Annotated in this window: 20 protein-coding genes and 1 tRNA gene; 9 read left to right on the plus strand and 12 right to left on the minus strand. The window is 59.7% G+C overall.

Features of this window, described 5'->3' with window-relative positions; all coding sequences use genetic code 11:
- Positions 1-8: 8 nt before the first annotated feature.
- From tolR to nadA, 9 genes are all read left to right on the plus strand, one after another.
- Positions 9-461 (plus strand): protein TolR, encoded by a 453-nt coding sequence (gene tolR, locus CKW30_RS17810; protein WP_160767866.1) that lies wholly within the window; start codon positions 9-11, stop codon positions 459-461.
- Positions 461-1,537, plus strand: coding sequence for a cell envelope integrity protein TolA (gene tolA / locus CKW30_RS17815; protein ID WP_016773505.1), 1,077 nt, complete (start codon positions 461-463; stop codon positions 1,535-1,537). Before tolR ends, tolA begins: the two co-directional genes overlap by 1 nt.
- Positions 1,538-1,554: 17 nt before the next feature.
- A complete protein-coding gene (gene tolB, locus CKW30_RS17820) occupies positions 1,555-2,835 on the plus strand; it encodes a Tol-Pal system beta propeller repeat protein TolB (protein WP_164488347.1) in 1,281 nt (426 codons plus the stop codon).
- A gap of 52 nt (positions 2,836-2,887) precedes the next feature.
- Positions 2,888-3,385, plus strand: a complete 498-nt coding sequence (pal, locus tag CKW30_RS17825; protein ID WP_003178634.1) for a peptidoglycan-associated lipoprotein Pal — start codon at positions 2,888-2,890, stop codon at positions 3,383-3,385.
- A gap of 6 nt (positions 3,386-3,391) precedes the next feature.
- Positions 3,392-4,231 (plus strand): tol-pal system protein YbgF, encoded by an 840-nt coding sequence (gene ybgF / locus CKW30_RS17830; protein ID WP_024014085.1) that lies wholly within the window; start codon positions 3,392-3,394, stop codon positions 4,229-4,231.
- 167 nt (positions 4,232-4,398) lie between these two features.
- A complete protein-coding gene (gene queE, locus CKW30_RS17835) occupies positions 4,399-5,046 on the plus strand; it encodes a 7-carboxy-7-deazaguanine synthase QueE (protein WP_041479789.1) in 648 nt (215 codons plus the stop codon).
- 1 nt (position 5,047) lies between these two features.
- Complete coding sequence (queC, locus tag CKW30_RS17840; RefSeq protein ID WP_056787919.1) at positions 5,048-5,740, plus strand: 7-cyano-7-deazaguanine synthase QueC; 693 nt, start codon at positions 5,048-5,050, stop codon at positions 5,738-5,740.
- Positions 5,741-5,803: 63 nt separating this feature from the next.
- Positions 5,804-5,879: transfer RNA gene (locus CKW30_RS17845), tRNA-Lys, on the plus strand.
- Between the two features lie 270 nt (positions 5,880-6,149).
- On the plus strand, positions 6,150-7,208 hold the full coding sequence (gene nadA, locus CKW30_RS17850) for a quinolinate synthase NadA (protein ID WP_095181471.1): 1,059 nt from the start codon (positions 6,150-6,152) through the stop codon (positions 7,206-7,208).
- A 178-nt stretch (positions 7,209-7,386) separates the two neighbouring features.
- Here nadA and CKW30_RS17855 read toward each other — a convergent pair whose 3' ends face one another.
- The 12 genes from CKW30_RS17855 to arcD all read right to left on the minus strand — a co-directional run bounded on the left by CKW30_RS17855 (position 7,387) and on the right by arcD (position 22,204).
- A complete protein-coding gene (locus CKW30_RS17855; RefSeq protein ID WP_016773510.1) occupies positions 7,387-7,875 on the minus strand; it encodes an RDD family protein in 489 nt (162 codons plus the stop codon).
- 97 nt (positions 7,876-7,972) lie between these two features.
- On the minus strand, positions 7,973-8,185 hold the full coding sequence (locus CKW30_RS17860; RefSeq protein ID WP_003227496.1) for a cold-shock protein: 213 nt from the start codon (positions 8,183-8,185) through the stop codon (positions 7,973-7,975).
- Between the two features lie 403 nt (positions 8,186-8,588).
- The gene (gcvT, locus tag CKW30_RS17865; protein ID WP_095181472.1) at positions 8,589-9,713 is read right to left on the minus strand and encodes a glycine cleavage system aminomethyltransferase GcvT; all 1,125 of its coding nucleotides are present in this window, start codon (positions 9,711-9,713) and stop codon (positions 8,589-8,591) included.
- Positions 9,714-9,823: 110 nt separating this feature from the next.
- Positions 9,824-11,200 (minus strand): L-serine ammonia-lyase, encoded by a 1,377-nt coding sequence (locus CKW30_RS17870; RefSeq protein ID WP_016773512.1) that lies wholly within the window; start codon positions 11,198-11,200, stop codon positions 9,824-9,826.
- 206 nt (positions 11,201-11,406) lie between these two features.
- On the minus strand, positions 11,407-14,259 hold the full coding sequence (gene gcvP, locus CKW30_RS17875; RefSeq protein ID WP_095181473.1) for an aminomethyl-transferring glycine dehydrogenase: 2,853 nt from the start codon (positions 14,257-14,259) through the stop codon (positions 11,407-11,409).
- A gap of 11 nt (positions 14,260-14,270) precedes the next feature.
- Positions 14,271-14,654, minus strand: a complete 384-nt coding sequence (gene gcvH, locus CKW30_RS17880) for a glycine cleavage system protein GcvH (RefSeq protein ID WP_039758162.1) — start codon at positions 14,652-14,654, stop codon at positions 14,271-14,273.
- A 450-nt stretch (positions 14,655-15,104) separates the two neighbouring features.
- Positions 15,105-16,613, minus strand: a complete 1,509-nt coding sequence (locus CKW30_RS17885) for a sigma-54-dependent transcriptional regulator (RefSeq protein WP_095181474.1) — start codon at positions 16,611-16,613, stop codon at positions 15,105-15,107.
- Between the two features lie 246 nt (positions 16,614-16,859).
- Positions 16,860-17,222, minus strand: coding sequence for a DUF5064 family protein (locus CKW30_RS17890; protein WP_041479784.1), 363 nt, complete (start codon positions 17,220-17,222; stop codon positions 16,860-16,862).
- A gap of 62 nt (positions 17,223-17,284) precedes the next feature.
- A complete protein-coding gene (gene arcC, locus CKW30_RS17895) occupies positions 17,285-18,214 on the minus strand; it encodes a carbamate kinase (protein ID WP_056787936.1) in 930 nt (309 codons plus the stop codon).
- Between the two features lie 191 nt (positions 18,215-18,405).
- Positions 18,406-19,416, minus strand: coding sequence for an ornithine carbamoyltransferase (locus tag CKW30_RS17905; protein WP_095181475.1), 1,011 nt, complete (start codon positions 19,414-19,416; stop codon positions 18,406-18,408).
- Between the two features lie 68 nt (positions 19,417-19,484).
- Positions 19,485-20,741, minus strand: coding sequence for an arginine deiminase (gene arcA / locus CKW30_RS17910; protein WP_095181476.1), 1,257 nt, complete (start codon positions 20,739-20,741; stop codon positions 19,485-19,487).
- A gap of 35 nt (positions 20,742-20,776) precedes the next feature.
- A complete protein-coding gene (gene arcD, locus CKW30_RS17915) occupies positions 20,777-22,204 on the minus strand; it encodes an arginine-ornithine antiporter (RefSeq protein WP_041479781.1) in 1,428 nt (475 codons plus the stop codon).
- Positions 22,205-22,610 lie beyond the last annotated feature (406 nt).

Here is a 22,610-nt window from a genome sequence, read left to right on the forward strand (position 1 = left end):
TGGCTTTAATCGCTCGAGCTCGCAAAAAGCGCAAGCCGGTCGCCGAGATGAACGTGGTGCCCTACATCGACGTGATGTTGGTGCTGCTGGTCATCTTCATGGTGACCGCGCCGATGCTCAATCAGGGCGTGAAAGTTGATCTGCCCAAGGTTTCCAGCGAAGCCTTGCCGCAGGACAACAACACTCAGGTCCTGACCATTTCGATCAAGGCTGACAAGACCTACTACTGGAACCTTGGCAGCGAAGTCGACACCGAGAAGCAACAGGACAGGGCCATGACCCTGCCACAGATGACGGACGCGGTGACCAAGATCATCCGCGCCGGCACCGAGGGCGGCAAACGCACCCAGGTGTTCATTCGTGGTGACAAAACTGTCGACTACGGCGCCGTCATGGGTGCCATGGGCGGGTTGCAGAAAGCCGGGGTCGGTAATGTTGGTCTGATTACCGAGGCCCCCTGATGCAGCAACAGCGAGAGCCGTCCGCCTCGGAAAGCTACTTCTGGCCTAGTGTTCTGGCAATCGTCCTGCACGTGCTGGTGTTCGGCATGCTGTTCGTCAGTTTTGCCTTCACGCCCGAACTGCCGCCGGCCAAGCCGATCGTCCAGGCGACTCTGTACCAGCTGAAATCGAAAAGTCAGGCGACCACCCAGACCAATCAGAAGATTGCGGGTGAGGCGAAGAAATCCGCCGCGCGCCAGACCGAAGTCGAACAGATGGAACAGAAAAAGATCGAGCAGGAAGCGGTGAAGGCGGCGGAACAAAAGAAAGAGGAAGCGGCTCAAAAGGCCGAGGAAGCCAAGAAGGCCGACGAGGCGAAAAAAGCCGACGAGGCGAAAAAGGCTGATGAAGCCAAGAAAGCCGACGACGCGAAGAAAGCCGAAGCGAAAAAGGCCGAAGAGAAACAATTGGCTGATATAGCCAAGAAGAAGGCCGAAGACGAAGCGAAAAAGGCTGCTGAGGAAGAGGCGAAGAAGGCCGCTGCCGAAGAAGCCAAGAAGAAGATCGTCGAAGACGCGAAGAAGAAAGCCGCCGAAGACGCCAAGAAGAAAGCTGAAGCTGAAGAGGCGAAGAAGAAAGTCGCCGAAGACGCGAAGAAGAAAGCTGCTGCCGATGCTGCGAAGAAGAAAGCGCAGGAAGCGGCACGCAAATCCGCCGAAGACAAAAAGGCCCAGGCCCTGGCAGATCTGCTTTCCGACACGCCGCAGCGTCAGCAGGCCCTGGCAGATGAGCAGGGTGACGAAGTTGCCGGCAGTTTCGATGACCTGATTCGCGCTCGTGCAGCGGAAGGCTGGGCTCGTCCTCCTTCGGCGCGCAAAGGCATGACGGTCGTGCTGCAAATCGGCATGTTGCCGGACGGCACGGTGACTTCGGTCAGCGTCGCCAAGTCCAGTGGTGACGGTCCGTTCGATGCATCGGCAGTCGCGGCAGTGAAGAATATTGGACGTTTGACAGAAATGCAGGGAATGAAGCCGAGCGATTTCGCTCCGTATCGTTCATTCAAGATGACATTCACACCTGAGGATCTAGCCTTGTGAGAAACCTTCTTCGAGGAATGCTGGTCGTGATCTGCTGCATGGCAGGGATCGCGACGGCAGATGAAAAGAACATTCTGGTCACCAGCGGCAGCGATCGGGCCACCCCGATCGCCGTCGTACCGTTCGGCATGCAGGGCGGCGCCGTGCTGCCTGATGACATGGCTGAAATCATTGGCAACGATTTGCGCAACTCGGGCTATTACTCGCCGATTCCGAAAGCCAACATGATCAGCCAGCCAAGCCAGCCGAGCGAAATCATCTTCCGTGACTGGAAGGCGGTGGGCGCTCAGTACATGATGGTCGGCAGCATCGCTCCAGCGGGCGGTCGTCTGCAGGTGCAGTGGGCGCTGTTCAACGTCGCCACCGAGCAGAAAGTGGCGGACGGCAGTGTTTCCGGTACGACCGACCAGATCCGTGACATGGCGCACTTCATTTCCGATCAGTCGTTCCAGAAGCTGACCGGCATTGAAGGTGCCTTCTCGACGCGCCTGCTGTACGTGACGGCCGAGCGTTTTTCCGAGAAGAACACGCGTTACACCCTGCAACGTTCCGACTATGACGGTGCCCGCGCAGTGACTCTGCTGCAATCGCGCGAGCCGATCCTGTCGCCGCGTTTTGCACCGGACGGCAAGCGTATCGCCTACGTGTCGTTCGAGCAGAAGCGTCCGCGTATCTTCATGCAGAACATCGACACCGGTCGCCGTGAGCAGATCACCAACTTCGAAGGCCTCAATGGCGCGCCAGCCTGGTCGCCGGATGGCAATCGCCTGGCGTTCGTTCTGTCGAAAGACGGTAACCCGGACATCTACGTGATGAACCTCGGTTCGCGCCAGATCAGCCGCGTAACCAATGGTCAGGGCATCAATACCGAACCGTTCTGGGGCAAGGATGGCTCGACCATCTATTTCACCTCGGACCGTGGCGGCAAACCGCAAATCTATAAAACCAGCGTCGGTGGCGGTGGTGCCGAGCGTGTGACGTTCGTGGGCAACTACAACGCCAACCCGAAACTTTCGGCTGATGAAAAGACTTTGGTGATGATTCATCGTCAGGATGGCTTCACCAATTTCAAGGTGGCAGCTCAGGATCTGCAGCGGGGTAGTGTAAAGATCCTCACTGATAGCACTCTGGACGAGTCACCTACTGTTGCGCCCAACGGCACCATGGTAATCTACGCCACCCGCCAACAGGGCCGGGGAGTCTTGATGCTCGTGTCCATTAATGGACGCGTGAGGCTCCCGCTTCCTACCGCTCAAGGCGAAGTCAGAGAACCGTCCTGGTCCCCTTACCTGAAGTGAGCGGGCGCTACACGTTTTACTTAACACACTGGGGTTCATTAGGAGTTTCACGATGGAAATGCTGAAGTTTGGTAAATTTGCTGCGCTGGCTCTGGCCATGGCTGTAGCTGTAGGTTGCTCGTCCAAAGGCGGCGACAACGCCGGTGAAGGCGCTGTTGATCCAAACGCTGGTTACGGCGCAAACACCGGTGCCGTTGACGGTTCCCTGAGCGAAGAAGCTGCTCTGCGCGCAATCACCACCTTCTACTTCGAATACGACAGCTCGGACCTGAAGCCAGAAGCCATGCGCGCTCTGGACGTTCACGCCAAAGACCTGAAAGCAAACGGCGCTCGCGTTGTTCTGGAAGGCAACACCGACGAACGTGGTACTCGTGAGTACAACATGGCACTGGGCGAGCGTCGTGCGAAAGCCGTTCAGCGCTACCTGGTACTGCAAGGTGTTTCCCCAGCTCAGCTGGAACTGGTTTCCTATGGCGAAGAGCGTCCAGTTGCTACCGGCAACGACGAGCAGTCCTGGGCCCAGAACCGTCGCGTCGAACTGCGTAAGTAATTCGATATGCGAACGTGCCGTCGTGCTGTAACTGTTCTGGCTCTCAGCCTCGCGCCGCTTGCGGCGTGGGCTGCGGTTCCTGTGGTCGATGACAACTCCGGTTATAACAATAGCGGGAGCAGTTATCCGCCTGCGGGTTACGGTACGAACGGCGCCTATGCCGGGGGAGCGGCTTCGGCCCCTGCCTCGGCACAAGGCATGCTGTTCAACCAATTGCAACAGATGCAGGACCAGATCTCGCGCCAACAGGGCGTGATCGAAGAACTGCAGAATCAGGTTTCGCGCATGAAGCAGGAATCCCTGGAGCGATACCAGGATCTTGATCGGCGCATAGGATCCGGCGTTGCACCAGCCGCGACTCCCGAGAATTCTTCTGCCGGTGGCGATGCAAGTGCTGCTGCCGGTGCTGCCGCAGGCGCGGGTGCTGCTGCGGCAGCCCAGGCCCCTGCTGCGGGTAGCGAACCGGCTGATCCGGCCAAGGAAAAGCTGTATTACGATGCCGCTTTCGACCTGATCAAAGCCAAGGATTTCGACAAGGCCAGCCAAGCCTTCGCCGCTTTCCTGCGCAAATACCCCAACAGCCAGTACGCGGGCAACGCTCAATACTGGTTGGGCGAAGTGAACCTGGCCAAGGGTGATCTGCAAGGTGCAGGTCAGGCCTTTGCCAAGGTTTCGCAGCTGTATCCCAAGCACAACAAAGTGCCGGATTCGCTGTACAAGCTGGCTGACGTAGAGCGCCGCCTCGGTCATACCGACAAGGTCAAAGGCATTCTGCAGCAGGTGGTGTCCCAATATCCGGGCACTTCCGCCGCGCAGCTGGCCCAGCGTGATTTGCAGCGCATGTAAGCCTGTTCATCCGTGTTTTGAAGAAACCCGCGCTTGTCGCGGGTTTTTTCGTTAGAATTCACGCCCTTTTTCTGAAACACGCTTCTTGTGGTCTACGCGTTGGCGGGATTGCCTGAAGTGCCTGACGGAGGCGGACAGCCTGTTTAGCTGTTACGCCCGTGGCGACTATGCAAGACACATTGAGAATCACCGAAGTTTTCTACTCGTTGCAGGGGGAAACTCGGACTGCCGGGCTGCCCACGGTTTTCGTGCGCCTGACCGGTTGCCCGTTGCGTTGCCAATACTGCGACAGCGCTTATGCGTTCAGCGGCGGCACCGTCCGCACCCTCGACGACATCCTTGAGCAAGTGGCCGGATATCGTCCGCGCTACGTCTGTGTCACCGGCGGTGAGCCGTTGGCTCAGCCGAACGCCATTCCTTTGCTTGAACGGTTGTGTGATGCCGGTTACGAGGTGTCGCTGGAAACCAGCGGCGCCCTCGACGTGTCCGCCGTCGATCCGCGTGTCAGTCGCGTCGTCGACCTGAAAACGCCGGGCTCGAAAGAAGCCCATCGCAACCGTTACGAGAACATCGAACTGCTGACCCGCAACGATCAGGTGAAGTTTGTCATCTGCTCGCGGGAAGACTATGACTGGGCGGTATCGAAACTGATCCAGTACGGGCTTGATCGACGTGCGGGTGAAGTGCTTTTCTCCCCAAGTCATCATGACCTCAATGCCAGGGATCTGGCGGATTGGGTGGTGGCAGATAACCTGCCAGTGCGGCTGCAACTGCAGTTGCATAAATATCTATGGAATGATGAGCCGGGGCGCTGAGATGATTGAACAACCGAACACTACCGAAAAACGTGCCGTTATCCTGCTTTCGGGCGGCCTCGACTCGGCCACCGTGGTGGCGATGGCACGCGCCGAAGGCTACGCCTGCTATACCATGAGCTTCGATTACGGCCAGCGCTCCCATGCTGAATTGCATGCCGCCGCCCGCGTTGCTCGCGATCTGGGAGTGGTCGAGCACAAGGTCATTGGCCTGAATCTCAACGGCATGGGCGGCTCGGCGCTGACTGACACCAGCATCGATATTCCGGAAGAGCTGGGCGAAGGCATTCCGGTGACTTACGTGCCGGCGCGCAACACGGTGTTCCTGTCGTTGGCATTGGGTTGGGCCGAAGTGCTCGGCGCGCGCGACATCTTCATCGGCGTCAATGCAGTGGATTATTCCGGCTACCCGGATTGCCGTCCCGAGTTCATCGAGTCGTTCGAGCGCATGGCCAACCTGGCCACCAAAGCGGGCGTGGAAGGCAATGGCTTCCGCATTCAGGCGCCACTGCAAAACCTGAGCAAGGCGCAGATCGTCCAGGCTGGCGTGAAGCTGGGCGTGGATTATGGCCTGACGGTTTCCTGCTATCAGGCAGACGATGACGGCCGCGCCTGCGGCAAATGTGACAGCTGCCGCCTGCGTGCTGAAGGCTTCGCGGCGGCGGGTGTGAGCGATCCAACTCCTTATTTTTGATCTTTTTCAAAAAAGGTGTTGAATAGTCCTTAAAAATCAGTATTATACGCGCCACCACACAGCGGGTCGTTAGCTCAGTTGGTAGAGCAGTTGGCTTTTAACCAATTGGTCGTAGGTTCGAATCCCACACGACCCACCATATTTGGCGGTTTAGAAAATCCGGAAGGCCCACGAAAGTGAGGATTTCCGGGTTTTTTTTTGCCTGCAATTCGGGCGTTCGATGTTTCAGCGCGGGCGGCCTGACACAGGTCAGAATCATCTTTTGTATCAACGGGATATTCTGTAGCCTTGCGCAGCTTCAACGCTGTCCGTGCCTGATGATACTCACTCTCCCGGCGGTACCCTCTAACGGTCCGGAGCCGGGTGTATACTCGACTTTCGCGCGAATGCGCCTGCAGGTCTTGCGAACATGACGCAGATTTCCGAACGCCTTCTGGTTCAAGCCCACCTCGACGCCAAGCAGCCCAAACCGCTGACGGCAGAGGAGGAGGCCTACTACCGTTCCGCCATCGCCGCCGAGCTCAAGGCTCAGGACGCGGTGCTGGTTGCCCACTTTTATTGCGATCCGGTGATTCAGGCCCTGGCCGAAGAAACCGGCGGCTGTGTTTCCGACTCCCTGGAAATGGCCCGCTTCGGCAACGCCCATCCGGCCAAGACCGTGGTGGTCGCCGGCGTGAAGTTCATGGGCGAGACTGCAAAGATTCTCAACCCGGAAAAGCGAGTGCTGATGCCGACCCTGGAGGCGACGTGCTCGCTGGACCTGGGATGCCCGGTCGATGAGTTCTCGGCGTTTTGTGATCAGCATCCAGAGCGCACCGTGGTGGTGTATGCCAATACTTCCGCCGCCGTGAAGGCTCGGGCTGACTGGGTGGTGACTTCGAGCTGCGCACTGGAAATCGTCGAAAGCCTGATGGACAACGGCGAGACGATCATCTGGGGCCCGGACAAGCATCTGGGCACCTACATTCAGCGCAAGACCGGCGCCGACATGCTGCTGTGGGACGGTGCTTGCATCGTCCATGAAGAATTCAAGTCCAAGCAGCTCGAAGACATGAAGGCGCTGTACCCGGACGCGGCGATTCTGGTGCATCCCGAGTCGCCGACTTCGGTGATTGAGCTGGCGGATGCCGTCGGTTCCACCAGTCAGTTGATCGCGGCCGCGCAAAGCCTGCCGAACAAGACCCTGATCGTCGCCACCGACCGTGGCATCTTCTACAAGATGCAGCAGCTGTGCCCGGACAAGGTCTTTATCGAGGCGCCTACCGCCGGTAATGGCGCCGCGTGCCGCAGTTGTGCACATTGCCCGTGGATGGCCATGAACACCCTTGAGCGCACGCTCAAGAGCTTGAAAGGAGGCACCAACGAGATCTTTGTCGATCCGGCGCTGATTCCCCAAGCGATCCGCCCGTTGAAGCGCATGCTCGACTTCACCCAGGCAGCGCGGATGAAATTGGCCGGCAACGCCTGAGAGAACCCCTTGTATGAGTGAGCCCTGTGGTGAGGGGATTTATCCCCGTTGGGTGGCGAAGCCGCCCTAAATCAAACACCGCGGCATATCAGGGATACCGCGTGGGCTCCTTTACGACTACTACGCAGCCGGACGGGGATAAATCCCCTCACCACAGGCCGACTCTTGAGCATGGAAATTATTTGCTCTTCTTCGGGATCCGCACCACACGCGTATCCGAATAGATGTCGTGCCAGGTGCGTTTCTGCTTGTCGAACAGCGACCAGAAGAACCCCAGCCCGATACACAACCACGACGCGATCGACACCATAAAGCGCAGCAGCGCCTGCCACAGGCTGATCGCTGTGCCGTTGGCGTTCTGCACGCGGATCCCCCACACCTGCATGCCCAGTGTCTGCCCGCCGTGGGTCCAGAACTTGGCGAAGAAGCCGAACAATACCAACAGCAGCACCGTGGAGTAGAGCGGATCACCATCCAGCTGGCCGGCGTCGGTCATCACTCGCAGACGCTCTTCGCCAATGATCGCCGCCTGGATCAACTTATAGATGAATCCGGTGACGATCAGCAGGGCGGTGCACAGCAGGAAGTCGTAGAACATTGCCGCCAGACGACGACCGAGAGCAACGGGAGGAAAGTCCCCTTGCGGCGTGAGCAGGTGTTTCGACATGGCAGCCTCGGGACGCGAATGGAAGCGCCATTTTACGGATAAGCGCGCACAAAAAAGCCCCTGATATCAATATCAGGGGCTTTTTCGTATCAGAAGATCAGGCCTCTGCTTGTACTTCGTCAGCCTGCATGCCTTTCTGGCCTTGCACAGCAACGAAAGTCACCTTCTGGCCTTCTTTCAGGCTCTTGAAGCCATTGCCCTGAATGGCGCGGAAATGTACGAACAGATCCGGACCGCTTTCTGGAGTGATAAAACCAAAACCTTTCTCGTCGTTAAACCACTTGACGGTACCGCTCTGACGTGTGGACATTTCTTATTTCCTTTGACGCATAAATTGATGACAGCCCCTTTCACATGAAAGAGTACTGGAGCTGGTTGCAAGGAGTAAGAAGACGTCGAGCGGGATGTAGCTAACTTGTAGGCTACTGCCCAGGTCACGATTCCAAGCTGACCCATGCAAACACAGTGGACAAACTCTACGCCAACTACGGGAGAAAAAACAAGCCCTGCGAAGGCCCCGGTTTTACTGCTCTTCGCGGCAATTAGTCAGTTCACTAGAGCAGTCTTTGACGATTGTCTGGTTCAGTTTTTTGCAGTCGTTATAAGCGACGTTCATATTCGAAACAGATGTTAAAAAACGCACTGTTTTATGGCGATTGCGTTACACATTAGTGCACGCATAGCGCAATCGCGTTACTTATAGAAACAGTCGATCAACCGCGATAGTAGCGTTGTGGAACAAATGGCATTTTGCTTACAAGCATTTGCACCTTTTTCCCACGGACGATGGCCCATACGGGCGTATCGAGCGTGACGTAGGCGCTGTCGAGGTAACCCATCGCCAATGGGCCGCCCAAGGTCGGACCGAAGCCACCGCTGCAGACGCTGCCGATGATCTCGCCGGCCTCGTTGACGATCTCTGCGCCTTCACGCACCGGGGTGCGCTCCTGTGGCAGCAGGCCGACGCGTTTGCGTGCGACGCCGTTCTGTTGCTGCGCGAATATCTGCTCGGCGCCCGGGAAACCGCCGGCCCGCGCGCCATCGGCGCGGCGGGGCTTGGAGATCGCCCAAAGCAGGCTGGCTTCGATCGGCGTGGTTTCGGTGTTCATGTCATGGCCGTACAGGCAAAGGCCGGCTTCCAGACGCAGCGAGTCGCGGGCGCCAAGACCGATGGCCTGAACCTCTGGTTCGGCGAGCAGGGCGCGGGCGAGTTTCTCCGCTTCAGCGGCCGGTACCGAGATTTCGAAACCGTCTTCACCGGTGTAGCCCGAACGGCTGACAAAGCACTCAACGCCCAGCAACGACACACGGTTGAACTGCATGAAGGTCATCTTCGCCACGTCCGGCGCAAGACGCGCCAGCACCGTGACGGCTGCCGGACCTTGCAGGGCGAGCAGGGCGCGCTCTTCGAACAGCGCCGTAATGGTGCACTGATCGCCGATGTGTTTTTGCAGATGCGCGAGATCCTGATCCTTGCACGCGGCGTTGACCACCAGGAGCAACTCGTCATTGCCCAGATTGGCAACCATCAGGTCGTCGAGGATGCCGCCGCTTTCGTTGGTGAACATCGCATAACGCTGCATGCCCACCGGCAGGTCGATGATGTCCACCGGCACCAGGGTTTCCAGGGCTTTGGCCGCATTGGCACCGGTCAGACGAATCTGGCCCATGTGCGAGACGTCGAACAGCCCGGCTTGCTCACGGGTGTGCTGATGTTCTTTCATCACTCCGAGCGGGTATTGCACGGGCATGTCGTAGCCGGCGAACGGCACCATGCGCGCGCCGAGTTCGAGGTGCAGTGCGTGCAGCGGGGTTTTCGAGAGTTGTTCGGTGGACATGCGTGGCTCCTTTGAATTTGGGTTGCGGGTGAGAGGCAAGATCAAGAGCCCCTCACCCCAGCCCTCTCCCGGAGGGAGAGGGAGCTAGTTACGTTTGGCTGAGTTGGTAATCAGCATTCGATAATGTTGACCGCCAGGCCGCCGCGGGCGGTTTCCTTGTATTTGCTTTTCATGTCGGCGCCGGTCTGGCGCATGGTGCGAATGACTTTGTCGAGGGAGACGAAATGCTGGCCGTCGCCACGCATGGCCATGCGCACGGCATTGATGGCTTTCACCGAACCCATCGCATTGCGCTCGATGCACGGGACTTGCACCAGGCCGCCGATCGGGTCGCAGGTCAGGCCGAGGTTGTGTTCCATGCCGATTTCCGCGGCGTTTTCGACTTGTTGCACGCTGCCGCCGAGCACTTCGCACAGAGCGCCGGCCGCCATTGAACAGGCCACACCGACCTCACCCTGACAACCGACTTCGGCGCCGGAGATCGAAGCGTTTTCCTTGTAAAGAATGCCGATTGCGGCAGCTGTCAGCAGAAATCGCACGACACCGTCGTCATTCGCCCCGGGGATAAAACGCATGTAGTAATGCAGCACCGCCGGAATGATCCCCGCCGCGCCATTGGTGGGCGCAGTGACCACGCGTCCGCCGTTGGCGTTTTCTTCGTTGACCGCCAGTGCATAAAGATTGACCCAGTCGAGCACCGACAGCGGATCGCGCAGGGCCGATTCCGGGTTCTTGCACAATTGCCGATGCAGCGCCGCCGCCCGGCGTTTGACCTTCAAACCGCCCGGCAAGATACCTTCGTTACGACAGCCAGCAGCGACGCAGTCCTGCATCACTTGCCAGATTTTCAGCAGGCCGGCACGGGTTTCGGCTTCCGGGCGCCAGGCGCTTTCATTGGTCAGCATCACCTGGCTGATCGACAGCCCGTACGTAGCGCAATGGCCAAGCAAATCCTTGGCGCTTTTGAAGGGGAAGGTCAGTGGCGTGGCGTCTTCGACGATGCGATCGGCACCGGCTGCATCTTCATCGACAACAAAACCACCGCCAACCGAGTAGTACTCGCGACTGCGGATCTGAATCCCCGCCGCATCGAAGGCGCGAAAGATCATGCCGTTGGGGTGATAGGCCAACGGTTTGCGGATCATTGCCAGATGTTCTTTCTCGTTGAACGCAATGCTGTGTTCGCCGAGCAGGTTCAAGCGGCCGTTGCCGCGAATTTCCTGCAGGCGCGCGGCGACGGTTTCGGTGTCGACTGTGTCCGGGTGCTCGCCTTCAAGGCCGAGCAGCACGGCTTTATCGCTGCCGTGACCTTTGCCGGTAGCACCGAGCGAACCGTACAGCTCGACACGCACGCTGGCGGTGCTGGTCAGCAGGTTTTCACGGCGTAAGCCCTCGGCAAAGCGCGCAGCCGCGCGCATCGGGCCGACGGTGTGGGAACTGGAGGGACCGATGCCAATCTTGAACAGGTCGAACACGCTTAACGACATGAGTGGTTCTCCGGTTTCTTGTTATGGGGATTGGCGCAGTTTTTGAGATCGGTGCAGATCCCTTGTGGGAGCGAGCCTGCTCGCGAAAGCGTCGGATCAGCCACCATTTACGTTGACTGAAATGGCGCCTTCGCGAGCAGGCTCGCTCCCACAGGGGGATCTAGGGTATTGCTGAAATCGGGGCCGATATTCAGCCCCTCATTCCATTAAGCGTAGCTTTCGATCGACGGGCAGGCACAGACCAGGTTGCGATCGCCGAAGACGTTGTCGACACGGCCGACCGGCGGCCAGTATTTGCCTTCGATCAGCGACGCGACCGGGTAAACGGCTTGCTCACGGCTGTACGGGTGGGTCCATTCGCCGACCAGTTCCGCTGCGGTGTGCGGGGCGTTTTTCAGCGGGTTGTCTTCCTTGTCCAGCGTGCCGTTTTCCACTGCGCGGATTTCTTCGCGGATGCGGATCATGGCGTCGCAGAAGCGGTCCAGTTCTTCCTTGGATTCGCTTTCGGTCGGCTCGATCATCAATGTGCCGGCGACCGGGAACGACATGGTCGGCGCGTGGAAACCGAAGTCGATCAGGCGTTTGGCGACGTCATCGACGCTGATGCCGCTGCTGTCTTTGAGCGGACGCAGATCGAGGATGCACTCGTGCGCCACCAGGCCGTTGCTGCCGGTGTACAGCACTGGGTAATGCTCTTCGAGGCGGCGGGAAATGTAGTTGGCATTGAGGATCGCCAGTTGCGAAGCGCGCTTCAGACCCGCGCCACCCATCATGCGGATGTACATCCAGGTGATCGGCAAAATACTTGCGCTGCCGAACGGTGCCGCGCAGACCGCGCCTTCCTTGCGTTCCATCTGGCCGTGGCCCGGCAGGAACGGGGTCAGGTGCGATTTGACGCCGATCGGGCCAACGCCCGGGCCGCCACCGCCGTGCGGGATGCAGAAGGTTTTGTGCAGGTTGAGGTGCGAAACGTCGCCGCCGAACTTGCCCGGTGCGCAGAGGCCTACCATGGCGTTCATGTTGGCGCCGTCGATGTACACCTGGCCGCCGTTGTCGTGAATGATCGCGCAGATCTCGCGAATGCCTTCTTCGAACACGCCGTGGGTCGACGGGTAGGTGATCATCAGCGCGGCGAGGTGTTCGCGGTGCTCTATGGCTTTGGCGCGCAGGTCTTCGATGTCGACGTTGCCACGGGCATCGCACGCGGTGACGACTACGCGCATGCCAGCCATTTGCGCGGTGGCCGGGTTGGTGCCGTGGGCCGACGACGGGATCAGGCAGATGTCGCGGCGCTCATCGCCACGGCTCTGGTGGTAGGCGCGGATCGCCAGGAGACCTGCGTATTCGCCTTGCGAACCAGCGTTCGGTTGCAGCGAGATCGAGTCGTAACCGGTGGCGGCGCAGAGCATCGCTTCCAGCTCATCGGTCAGTTGCTGGTAACCGGCGCTTTGTGCGGCCGGGGCGAACGGGTGCAGTGCACCGAATTCGGCCCAGGTCACCGGGATCATTTCACTGGCGGCGTTGAGTTTCATGGTGCACGAGCCCAGCGGGATCATGGTGCGATCCAGCGCCAGGTCTTTGTCCGCCAGTTTGCGCAGGTAGCGCATCAGCTCGGTTTCCGAGTGATAACGGTTGAACACCGGGTGGCTGAGAATCGGCGACTGGCGCACCAGCGCAGCAGGGATGGTGCTCTGCACCGAGGCGGCCAGCGCAGCGAAGTCCGGCAGGGTCTTGCCGTCGGCGAACAGGCCCCACAGGGTTTCGATATCAGCCTGAGTGGTGGTTTCGTCGACCGACAGGCCCAGACGTTCGGCGTCGATCACACGCAGGTTGATCTGCGCAGCGTGCGCCTTGTCGTGCAGCGCAGCGGTGTCTGCGCCGGTAGCAATGGTCAGGGTGTCGAAGAAACTGGCTTGTTCGACTTGAGCGCCCAGCGCGGTCAGGCCCTTGGCCAGAATCGCGGTCAGGTGATGCACGCGGTTGGCGATCTGGGTCAGTCCTTTCGGACCGTGGTAGACGGCGTACATGCTGGCGATGTTGGCCAGCAGCACTTGGGCGGTACAGATGTTCGAGGTGGCCTTCTCGCGGCGGATGTGTTGCTCGCGGGTCTGCATCGCCAGACGCAGCGCTGGCTTGCCGAAACGGTCAACCGAGACACCGACCAGACGGCCCGGCATGTCGCGCTTGAACGCATCTTTGGTGGAGAAGTAAGCGGCGTGCGGGCCACCAAAGCCCAGCGGCACGCCGAAGCGTTGCGCCGAACCGATGGCAACGTCGGCACCGAATTCGCCCGGTGCGGTCAGCAGCGTCAGGGCCAGCAAATCAGCGGCGACAGCGACCAAAGCGTTGGCGGCGTGGAAGCGCTCGGTCAGCTCGCGGTAGTCGAACACATCACCGTTGCTCGCCGGGTATTGCAGCAGCGCGCCGAAGAACGGCGTGACGTCAGTCAGTTCGCGCTCATCGCCCACGACCACGTCAATGCCGAGCGGCTCGGCACGGGTGCGCAGCACGTCGAGGGTCTGTGGATGGCTGTGGATCGAGGCGAAGAACTGGTGGCTGCCCTTGTTCTTGCTCAGGCGTTTGCAGAAGGTCATGGCTTCGGCAGCGGCGGTGGCTTCGTCGAGCAGCGAGGCGTTGGCGATCGGCAGGCCGGTGAGGTCGCTGATCATGGTCTGGAAGTTCAGCAGCGCTTCGAGACGGCCCTGGGAAATTTCTGGCTGGTATGGGGTGTAAGCGGTGTACCAGGCCGGATTTTCCAGCAGGTTGCGCAGGATCGGCGACGGCGTGTGGCAGTTGTAGTAGCCCTGGCCGATGTAGGTCTTGAACAGCTGATTCTTGCCGGCGATGGATTTGATCATCGCCAGGGCGTCGGCCTCGCTGAGGCCGTCGTCCATGCCCAGCACGCTGGTGCCCTTGATGCTTTCCGGGATGACGCTGGCGCTCAGCGCTTCGAGGGAATCGAAGCCGAGGCTGTTGAGCATGGCTTGCTCGTCACCGGCGCGCGGGCCGATGTGACGGGCGATGAATTCGTTGGCGGTGCCGAGATTGATGGCGGTCATGGGGTAATTCCTCAGGCTTCGGCTTGGGCTTTGATCAGACGGTCGTAAGCGTCCTGATCGAGCAGTTTGCCGACAGCGGCGGCGTCGCTTGGCTGGAAGCGGAAGAACCAGCCTTCGCCCAGCGGATCTTCGTTGACCAGCTCCGGGGCGTCTTGCAGCGCCGGATTGACTTCCAGCACGTCGCCATCGAGCGGCATGTACACGCCGCTGGCGGCTTTCACCGATTCCACGGTGGCGGCTTCAGCGCCTTTTTCGTAAGCCTGCAGCTCAGGCAGTTGCACGAACACCACGTCGCCCAAGGCGTTCTGCGCGAATGCGGTGATGCCGACAGTGACACTGCCGTCGGCTTCGGTGCGCAGCCATTCGTGATCTTCAGTAAAACGCAACTCGCTCATGGAAACTCCTCAGGGGCCAGACTCGTCTGGTGGACGCGGTGGAAAGCTTGGGGCGGGGAAGCCCTTAATAGATGAGGAGGCAGGTAGCAAGAATGCGGCCAAGGTTGATTTATCTATATAAATCAATGGCTTGGATTTTTTAGGTGGGTGTCGGCAGGTTGCGCCTGTAGCGAAATCGCTACAGCGTGGGGCGGGGAGAAAAGCTTAATCGGATCAAAGCGTTGCGCAGCGCTGGTCACAGGCGGGTGTAGCGATATCGTTCCGCTGTAGCGCTTTCGGTACAGGTGGAGGTCGTTTTTGGACGGATTTCGAATCCGCCATAAATCCTGTGGGAGCGAGCCTGCTCGCGAAGACGGTGTGTCAGGCGCCAGCCATTTTGCTGATAGACCGCCTTCGCGAGCAGGCTCGCTCCCACATGGGGAATTCCCTGCAAAAGGGATGCGCGGTGAGTCAGGGTTTATTGGGAATGCCGTATTTGCGCAGGCGATGGGCGATGGCGGTGTGCGAGGTTTGCAATCGGCTCGCCAGTTGCCGGGTCGAGGGATAGCTGACGTAAAGCTTTTCCAGCAGCGCCCTTTCGAACGATTCGACCGCTTGTTCGAGACTTTCCACCTCAGTGTCGGTCTGGCGCGCGACGGAGGTGCCGGCGATGTCGAGGTCGCCGATATCGACCAGGCTGCTCTCGCAAATCGCTGCCGCGCGGAAAATCACGTTCTGCAGTTGCCGCACGTTGCCTGGCCAGCGATTGCCGAGCAGCGCCGGATAAGTGCCGGGCGCCAGGCGGCAGACCGGGCGCTGGATCTGCGCACAGGCCTGCTGCATGAAGTAGCGCGCCAGCAGCAGGATGTCCTGACCGCGTTCACGCAGCGGCGGCACTTCGACGTTGAGCACATTGAGGCGATAGAACAAGTCTTCGCGGAACAAGCCTTCGCTGACCATTTTTTCCAGATCGCGGTGGGTCGCGCTGAGGATGCGCACATTGACCTTCACTTCACGATCACCGCCCACCCGACGAAAGCTGCCATCGTTGAGAAAGCGCAGCAGTTTGGCCTGCAAGTACGGCGACATCTCGCCGATCTCATCAAGGAACACCGTGCCCTGGTTGGCCAGTTCCATCAGCCCCGGCTTACCGCCACGCGCCGCACCGGTGAAGGCGCCGGGGGCGTAGCCGAACAGTTCGCTCTCGGCGAGGTTCTCCGGCAGCGCCGCGCAGTTGAGGGCGAGAAACGGAGCGCTGTGCCGTGCACTGATGGCATGGCAAGCGCGGGCGACGAGTTCTTTACCGGTACCGGTTTCGCCTTGAATCAACAACGGTGCATCAAGGGCGGCGACGCGTTGCGCGCGGGCCTTGAGTGTGCGGATCGCCGGAGACTCGCCGAGCAGCGCGTCGAAGCCTTCGGCGTGATCGTGGTGCAGTGCCGAGAGTTGTTCGCCGATGCGGTTCGGTTGATACAGGGTCAGCAGGGCGCCGGCGTCGGTGATCGGCGTGGCGTCGAGCAGCAGGGTCTGGCCGTTGACGGTGATCTCGCGCAGCGGCAGGCGAAAGCCGTTTTCCAGCAGGGTATCGAGCAGGCCGGGATCATTGAACAGCGCCGAGACGCTTTCACCGGCCGGTTCGCGACCGTACAGGGCAATCAACGCCGGGTTGGCCAGCAGCACCTTGCCGGCGCTGTCGAGGGCCAGCACCGGGTCGGTCATCGCCGCGAGCAGGGCATCTAGCTGCAAGTGCCGGCGCTGGCCGGGGAGGATATCGACCACGGTCACCGCCTCGACGCCGAGCACACGAAACAGCGCATCTTTCAGTTCTTCGAGCACTTGCGGGCTGAGGGTCGGCGCGTCGATGTAGACGTTCGGCGGGATCATCTCCACCGCATCCAGATTGAGATTGCGCCCACCGAGGATAGCCAGGACTTCCTGGGTGATGCCGACGCGGTCGATGAAGCTGACGTGGATACGCATGGGGGCGGTTCAGTGATCTGCAGAGCGGAGGGGGGCAAGTATGCCTTAAATCAAAAGCCCCCTCACCCCAGCCCTCTCCCGGAGGGAGAGGGAGCCGACCGAGGTGTCTGGGGTTATGCATCGACCTGAAAGTACCGGGCGATTATGGATTCAGTGATGCAGGATCAGGCCGACGCAATGCTGCAGCATCCCCCAATCAGTCCCCTCTCCCTCCGGGAGAGGGCTAGGGTGAGGGGCTTTTGATTTTTATTCGAAATGCTCGAGGTTCACCGGATCCCCCGACTGCATATTCAACTTCTGCCGAATGTCTTCAAACATCAGATCGTAATGCTTGTGCACCGAGCCGATCTGGCTGTGGGTCTTGGGTATGCCGTACTTCTCGGCGATCCGCGTGACATCGCGGGCGAAGTTGTAGGCCTCTTCCTTGGGCAGGAAAAACGCCTCCTTCATGTCCTTGCCCTGCATGCTGCCGTGCAGGGTGAACTGAATCCCCTTGCCTTTCTGCGGGTCGGTGAACACTTCATAGTCCAGATGCACGTTGTAATTGACGTCATCGTCGGTCAACGCGTGCCGCTCGATGTGCAGATGACCAGGTTCGAACTGGGCCATTGAGCTACTCCTTTCAAGGCATGGAAGCGGAGCAGGTCTTGAGCCTGCCCCGGCGTTTATTGTTATCGGTAGCTGATCCCCGGCTTCGCCGTGCTGACCCGCGTACCGGCGGTGCCCTGGACGATGGCTTCGATATCGGCCAGCGAACCGATCACCGCGACCTTGCCAGTATGGCGCGCGAATTCGCAGGCTGCCTGCACCTTCGGCCCCATCGAGCCAGCGGCGAAACCAAGGCGCTCAAGTTCGTCCGGGTGCGCTTCGGCGATGGCTTTCTGGGTGGGTTTGCCATAGTCGATGAACGCCGCGTTGACGTCGGTGGCGATCACCAGCAGATCGGCTTCCAGTTGCTCGGCGAGCAACGACGAGCACAGATCCTTGTCGATCACCGCCTCGATACCCTTGAGGTTACGGTTTTCGTCATACATGGTCGGAATGCCGCCGCCACCAGCGCAAATGACGATGCTGCCCTTGTCCAGCAGCCACTTGATCGGGCGGATTTCGAAGATCCGTTTCGGCCTTGGACTGGCTACGACGCGGCGGAATTTGTCGCCATCCGGGGCAATTGCCCAGCCTTTCTCGGCGGCGAGTTTTTCCGCTTCGGCTTTCTCGTAGACCGGGCCGATCGGCTTGCTCGGCTTCTTGAAGGCCGGGTCGTTGGCGTCGACTTCGACCTGGGTGAGCAGGGTGGCGAACGGCACTTCGAAGTCGAGCAGGTTGCCCAGTTCCTGTTCGATGATGTAGCCGATCATGCCTTCGGTTTCGGCACCGAGCACGTCCAGCGGGTATGGGGTGACAGAGGTGTAGGCCGCCGCTTGCAGCGACAGCAGGCCGACTTGCGGGCCATTGCCGTGGGCGATGACCAGTTGGTTGCCGGGATGGATCTTGGCGATTTGCTCGGTGGCGATGCGGATGTTGGCGCGCTGGTTGTCAGCGGTCATCGGCTCACCACGGCGGAGCAGGGCGTTACCGCCCAGGGCTACGACGATACGCATGGTGCAATCCTTCTAAGCAGAGGAATGACAAACGATTCGATCTCCCTGCTGGAACCGATATCCCTGTGGGAGCGAGCCTGCTCGCGAACGCGTCAGATCAGTCGACATCGCTGTTGAATGACCCACCGCTTTCGCGAGCAGGCTCGCTCCCACATTGGGTTTCCGGTTCCTTCAGTGGGAGCGCTGTGGCGTCAGAGATCAGCCAGGGTCGAGACCAGAATCGCCTTGATCGTGTGCATGCGGTTTTCCGCTTGCTCGAAGGCGATGCAGGCCGGCGACTCGAACACGTCATCGGTCACTTCAATACCGTTTTTCAGGTGCGGATATTGTTCGGCGATCTGTTTGCCGACCTTGGTGTCGCTGTTGTGGAACGCCGGCAGGCAGTGCATGAACTTGGTACGCGGGTTGCCGGTGGCCTTCATCAGCTCGGCGTTGACCTGATACGGCAGCAGTTGCTGAATGCGCTCGGCCCAGGCTTCCACCGGTTCACCCATCGATACCCAGACATCGGTGTGAATGAAGTCCACGCCTTTGACCGCTTCTTTCGGATCCTCGGTGAGGGTGATGCGTGCGCCGCTTTCCTCACCGTATTTTTTGCAGCGCGCCACCAGATCGTCCAGCGGCCACAGTGCTTTTGGCGCGCAGATGCGCACGTCCATGCCGAGCTTGGAGCCGATCAGCAGCAGCGAGTTGCCCATGTTGTTGCGCGCGTCGCCCAAGTAGGCGTAGCTGATTTCGTGGATCGGCTTGTCAGCGTGCTCACGCATGGTCAGCACGTCGGCGATCATCTGGGTCGGGTGATATTCATCGGTCAGGCCGTTGAACACCGGCACGCCGGCGAACTTGGCCAGCTCCTCGACGATTTCCTGTTTGAAGCCACGGTACTCGATGGCGTCATACATGCGCCCGAGCACGCGGGCGGTGTCCTTCATGCTTTCCTTGTGGCCGATTTGCGAGGAGTTCGGGTCGATGTAAGTGACGTTGGCGCCCTGGTCATAGGCCGCCACTTCGAAGGCGCAACGGGTGCGGGTCGAAGTTTTCTCGAAGATCAGGGCGATGTTGTTGCCCTTCAGGTGTTGTTGCTCGGTGCCGGTGTATTTCGCGCGTTTCAGATCACGGGACAGGTCGAGCAGGTAACGCAGCTCACGTGGGGTGTGGTGTTCCAGGCTGAGCAGGTTACGGTTGTGAATGTTAAAAGCCATGATGGATCTCCTTGGGTTTCGGTTATCCCCTTGGCCGCGCTCGATAAGTCGCGGCGAAGGCTCAAAGATTAGTAGTCGATCGGGTCGCGGATGATCGGGCAGGTCATGCAGTGGCCGCCGCCACGGCCTCGGCCGAGTTCGCCGGCGCTGATGGTGATGACCTCCACGCCAGCCTTGCGCAGCAGGGTGTTGGTGTAGGTGTTGCGGTCGTAGCCGATGACCACGCCCGGTTCCATGGCCACCACGTTGTTGCCGTCGTCCCATTGCTCGCGTTCGGCGGCGAAGCTGTTGCCGCCGGTTTCCACCACGCGCAGTTTCGGCAGATTGAGCGCCGCAGCGACGGTGTCGAGGAAGCTGCCTTCTTCGCGGCGGATGTCGATGCCGCCCTGTTTGGTTTCGTCAGGACGCAGGGTGAAGGCGACGATCTGGTTGACCACTTCCGGGAAGATCGTCACCAGGTCGCGGTCGCAGAAGCTGAACACGGTGTCCAGGTGCATTGCCGCGCGGGATTTCGGCAGGCCGGCGACGATGACTTTTTCCACTGCTTTGTTGTTGAACAGGTTCAGCGCCAGTTGGCCGATGGCCTGACGCGATGAACGCTCGCCCATGCCGATCAGTACCACACCGTTGCCGATCGGCATGACGTCGCCGCCCTCAAGGGTGGAGTTGCCGTGGTCCTTGTCCGGGTCGCCGTACCAGATCTCGAATTCGGCGTTGGTGAATTGCGGATGGAATTTGTAGATGGCGGTGGTCAGCAGGGTTTCCTGACGGCGCGCCGGCCAGTACATCGGGTTCAGCGTCACGCCACCGTAGATCCAGCAGGTAGTGTCGCGGGTGAACTGGGTATTGGGCAGCGGCGGCAGGATGAAGCTGGAGTGGCCGAGGAAGTCGCGGAACATCTGGATGGTCTTGCCACCGAAGCTGTCCGGCAGATCATCGGCCGACACGCCGCCAATCAGGAATTCGGCGATGTGGCGTGGCTCGAGGCTTTTCAGCCAGGATTTCACTTCGCTGATCAGGCCCAGGCCCACCGAGTCGGCAGTGACTTTGCGCTCAAGAATCCAGTCCAGCGCTTCGGGGATGGCAACGATGTCGGTCAGCAGGTTGTGCATTTCCACCACGTCGATGCCGCGCTCGCGCATCTTGGTGACGAAGTCGAAATGATCGCGCTTGGCCTGCGCCACCCACAGCACGTCATCGAACAGCAGTTCATCGCAGTTGTTCGGGGTCAGCCGCTGATGGGCCAGACCTGGGGAGCAAACCATGACTTTACGCAGTTTCCCGGCTTCGGAGTGGACGCCGTACTTCACTTTTTCCGTGGTCATTTCTGTGTTCCTCCAGATGACAATTCAATCAGGGGTTACAGCGTCAGGAAGCCATCGTAGAGACCGTAGGCCGCCACCACGGCGCCCACGACCACTGCGGCGAAAATCAGCTTCTCGACGTTGGTGAAAACCGGTTGTTTGAGTTCCAGCTTGGCCTTGGCGAACAGGATCGCGCCGGGCGCGTAGAGCAGGGCCGACAGCAGCAGGTACTTGACCCCGCCGGCATACAACAACCACACCGCGTAGATCAGGGCGATACCGCCGATGATCAGATCCTTGCGCCGCTCGGCGGCGAAGCCTTCGTAGCTCTCACCGCGCACCGCCAGCAGCAGGGCATAGGCCGCTGACCACAGGTACGGCACCAGAATCATCGAGGTGGCGAGGTAGATCAGTGACAGGTAAGTGCTGGCCGAGAACAGGGTGATGATCAGGAACACCTGCACCATCGCGTTGGTCAGCCACAGGGCGTTGACCGGCACATGGTTGGCGTTTTCCTTGCGCAGAAACTCCGGCATGGTGTGGTCTTTGGCGGCGGCGAACATGATCTCCGCACACAGCAGCACCCACGACAGCAGCGCACCGAGCAGCGAGATGATCAAGCCGACGCTGATCAGCACCGCCCCCCAGTGACCGACCACATGCTCAAGCACGGCGGCCATCGACGGGTTCTGCAGTTTGGCCAGTTCCGGCTGGGTCATGATGCCCAGCGACAGCACGTTCACCAGCACCAGAAACAGCAGCACGGTGATGAAGCCGATCACGGTGGCCTTGCCGACATCCGAGCGTTTCTCGGCGCGGGCGGAGAAGATGCTCGCGCCTTCGATACCGATGAACACCCAGACGGTGACCAGCATCATGTTGCGCACCTGGTTCATCACACTGCCCAGATCGGGGTTTTTCACGCCCCAGATGTCGGCGGTGAAGATGTCCAGTTTGAACGCGAAGACCGCAATCAGCACAAACAGCAGCAGCGGTACGACCTTGGCGACGGTGGTCACCAGGTTGATGAACGCCGCTTCCTTGATCCCGCGCAACACCAGGAAATGCACGCCCCACAGCAGCAAGGACGCGCCGATCACCGCCGCCGGCGTGTTGCCTTCGCCGAAGATCGGAAAGAAGTAGCCGAGGGTGCTGAACAGCAGAACGAAGTAGCCGACGTTGCCCAGCCAGGCGCTGATCCAGTAACCCCAGGCGGATGAGAAACCCATGTAGTCGCCGAATCCGGCCTTGGCGTAGGCGTAGACCCCGCCGTCCAGGTCAGGCTTGCGATTGGCGAGGGTTTGAAAAACAAATGCGAGGGTGAGCATGCCGACTGCGGTGATGGCCCAGCCGATCAGCACTGCACCGACGTCGGCGCTGGCGGCCATGTTTTGTGGCAACGAAAATATCCCGCCACCGATCATTGAACCGACTACCAGTGCAACCAGTGCACCGAGTCTTAGTTTTCCGGGCGCTTCAGACATTTGCATGACTCCATTGCAGGAAAGGAGAGCTCACAGCCTAGTACCGTTGTCTGTTCGAATAGCTGACTTGGATCAGTGCATGGCCACATTCCATTGTTAATGAATGACTTATCCACCCGTTGCGGGCATAACACTGTGCTCTGGAAGGCCCGTCCCAGAGCCGTTTCGCTGACGCAATTGGGAATAGCAATTAATGCTTTCGAACTATGACGCTAGTTGCTTTTCCGCGTTTGGCAAATGTCCGTCATCTGTTTTCAGTACAGAATTGAATAATCAGGATTGGCGCACAAAACTGACTTAACGTGCTAAGCGTTATCGTGGTCGGCTATATATAACGGTGCGAAATTGGCCATTACCTGATAAACGTCATCTACCCTTAGGCTTTTAGTCGGCTGTTGTTACAAAT

Origin of the sequence: Pseudomonas sp. Irchel 3F6, from assembly GCF_900187595.1 — a bacterium.
In the GTDB taxonomy this organism is placed as follows: domain Bacteria; phylum Pseudomonadota; class Gammaproteobacteria; order Pseudomonadales; family Pseudomonadaceae; genus Aquipseudomonas; species Aquipseudomonas siliginis.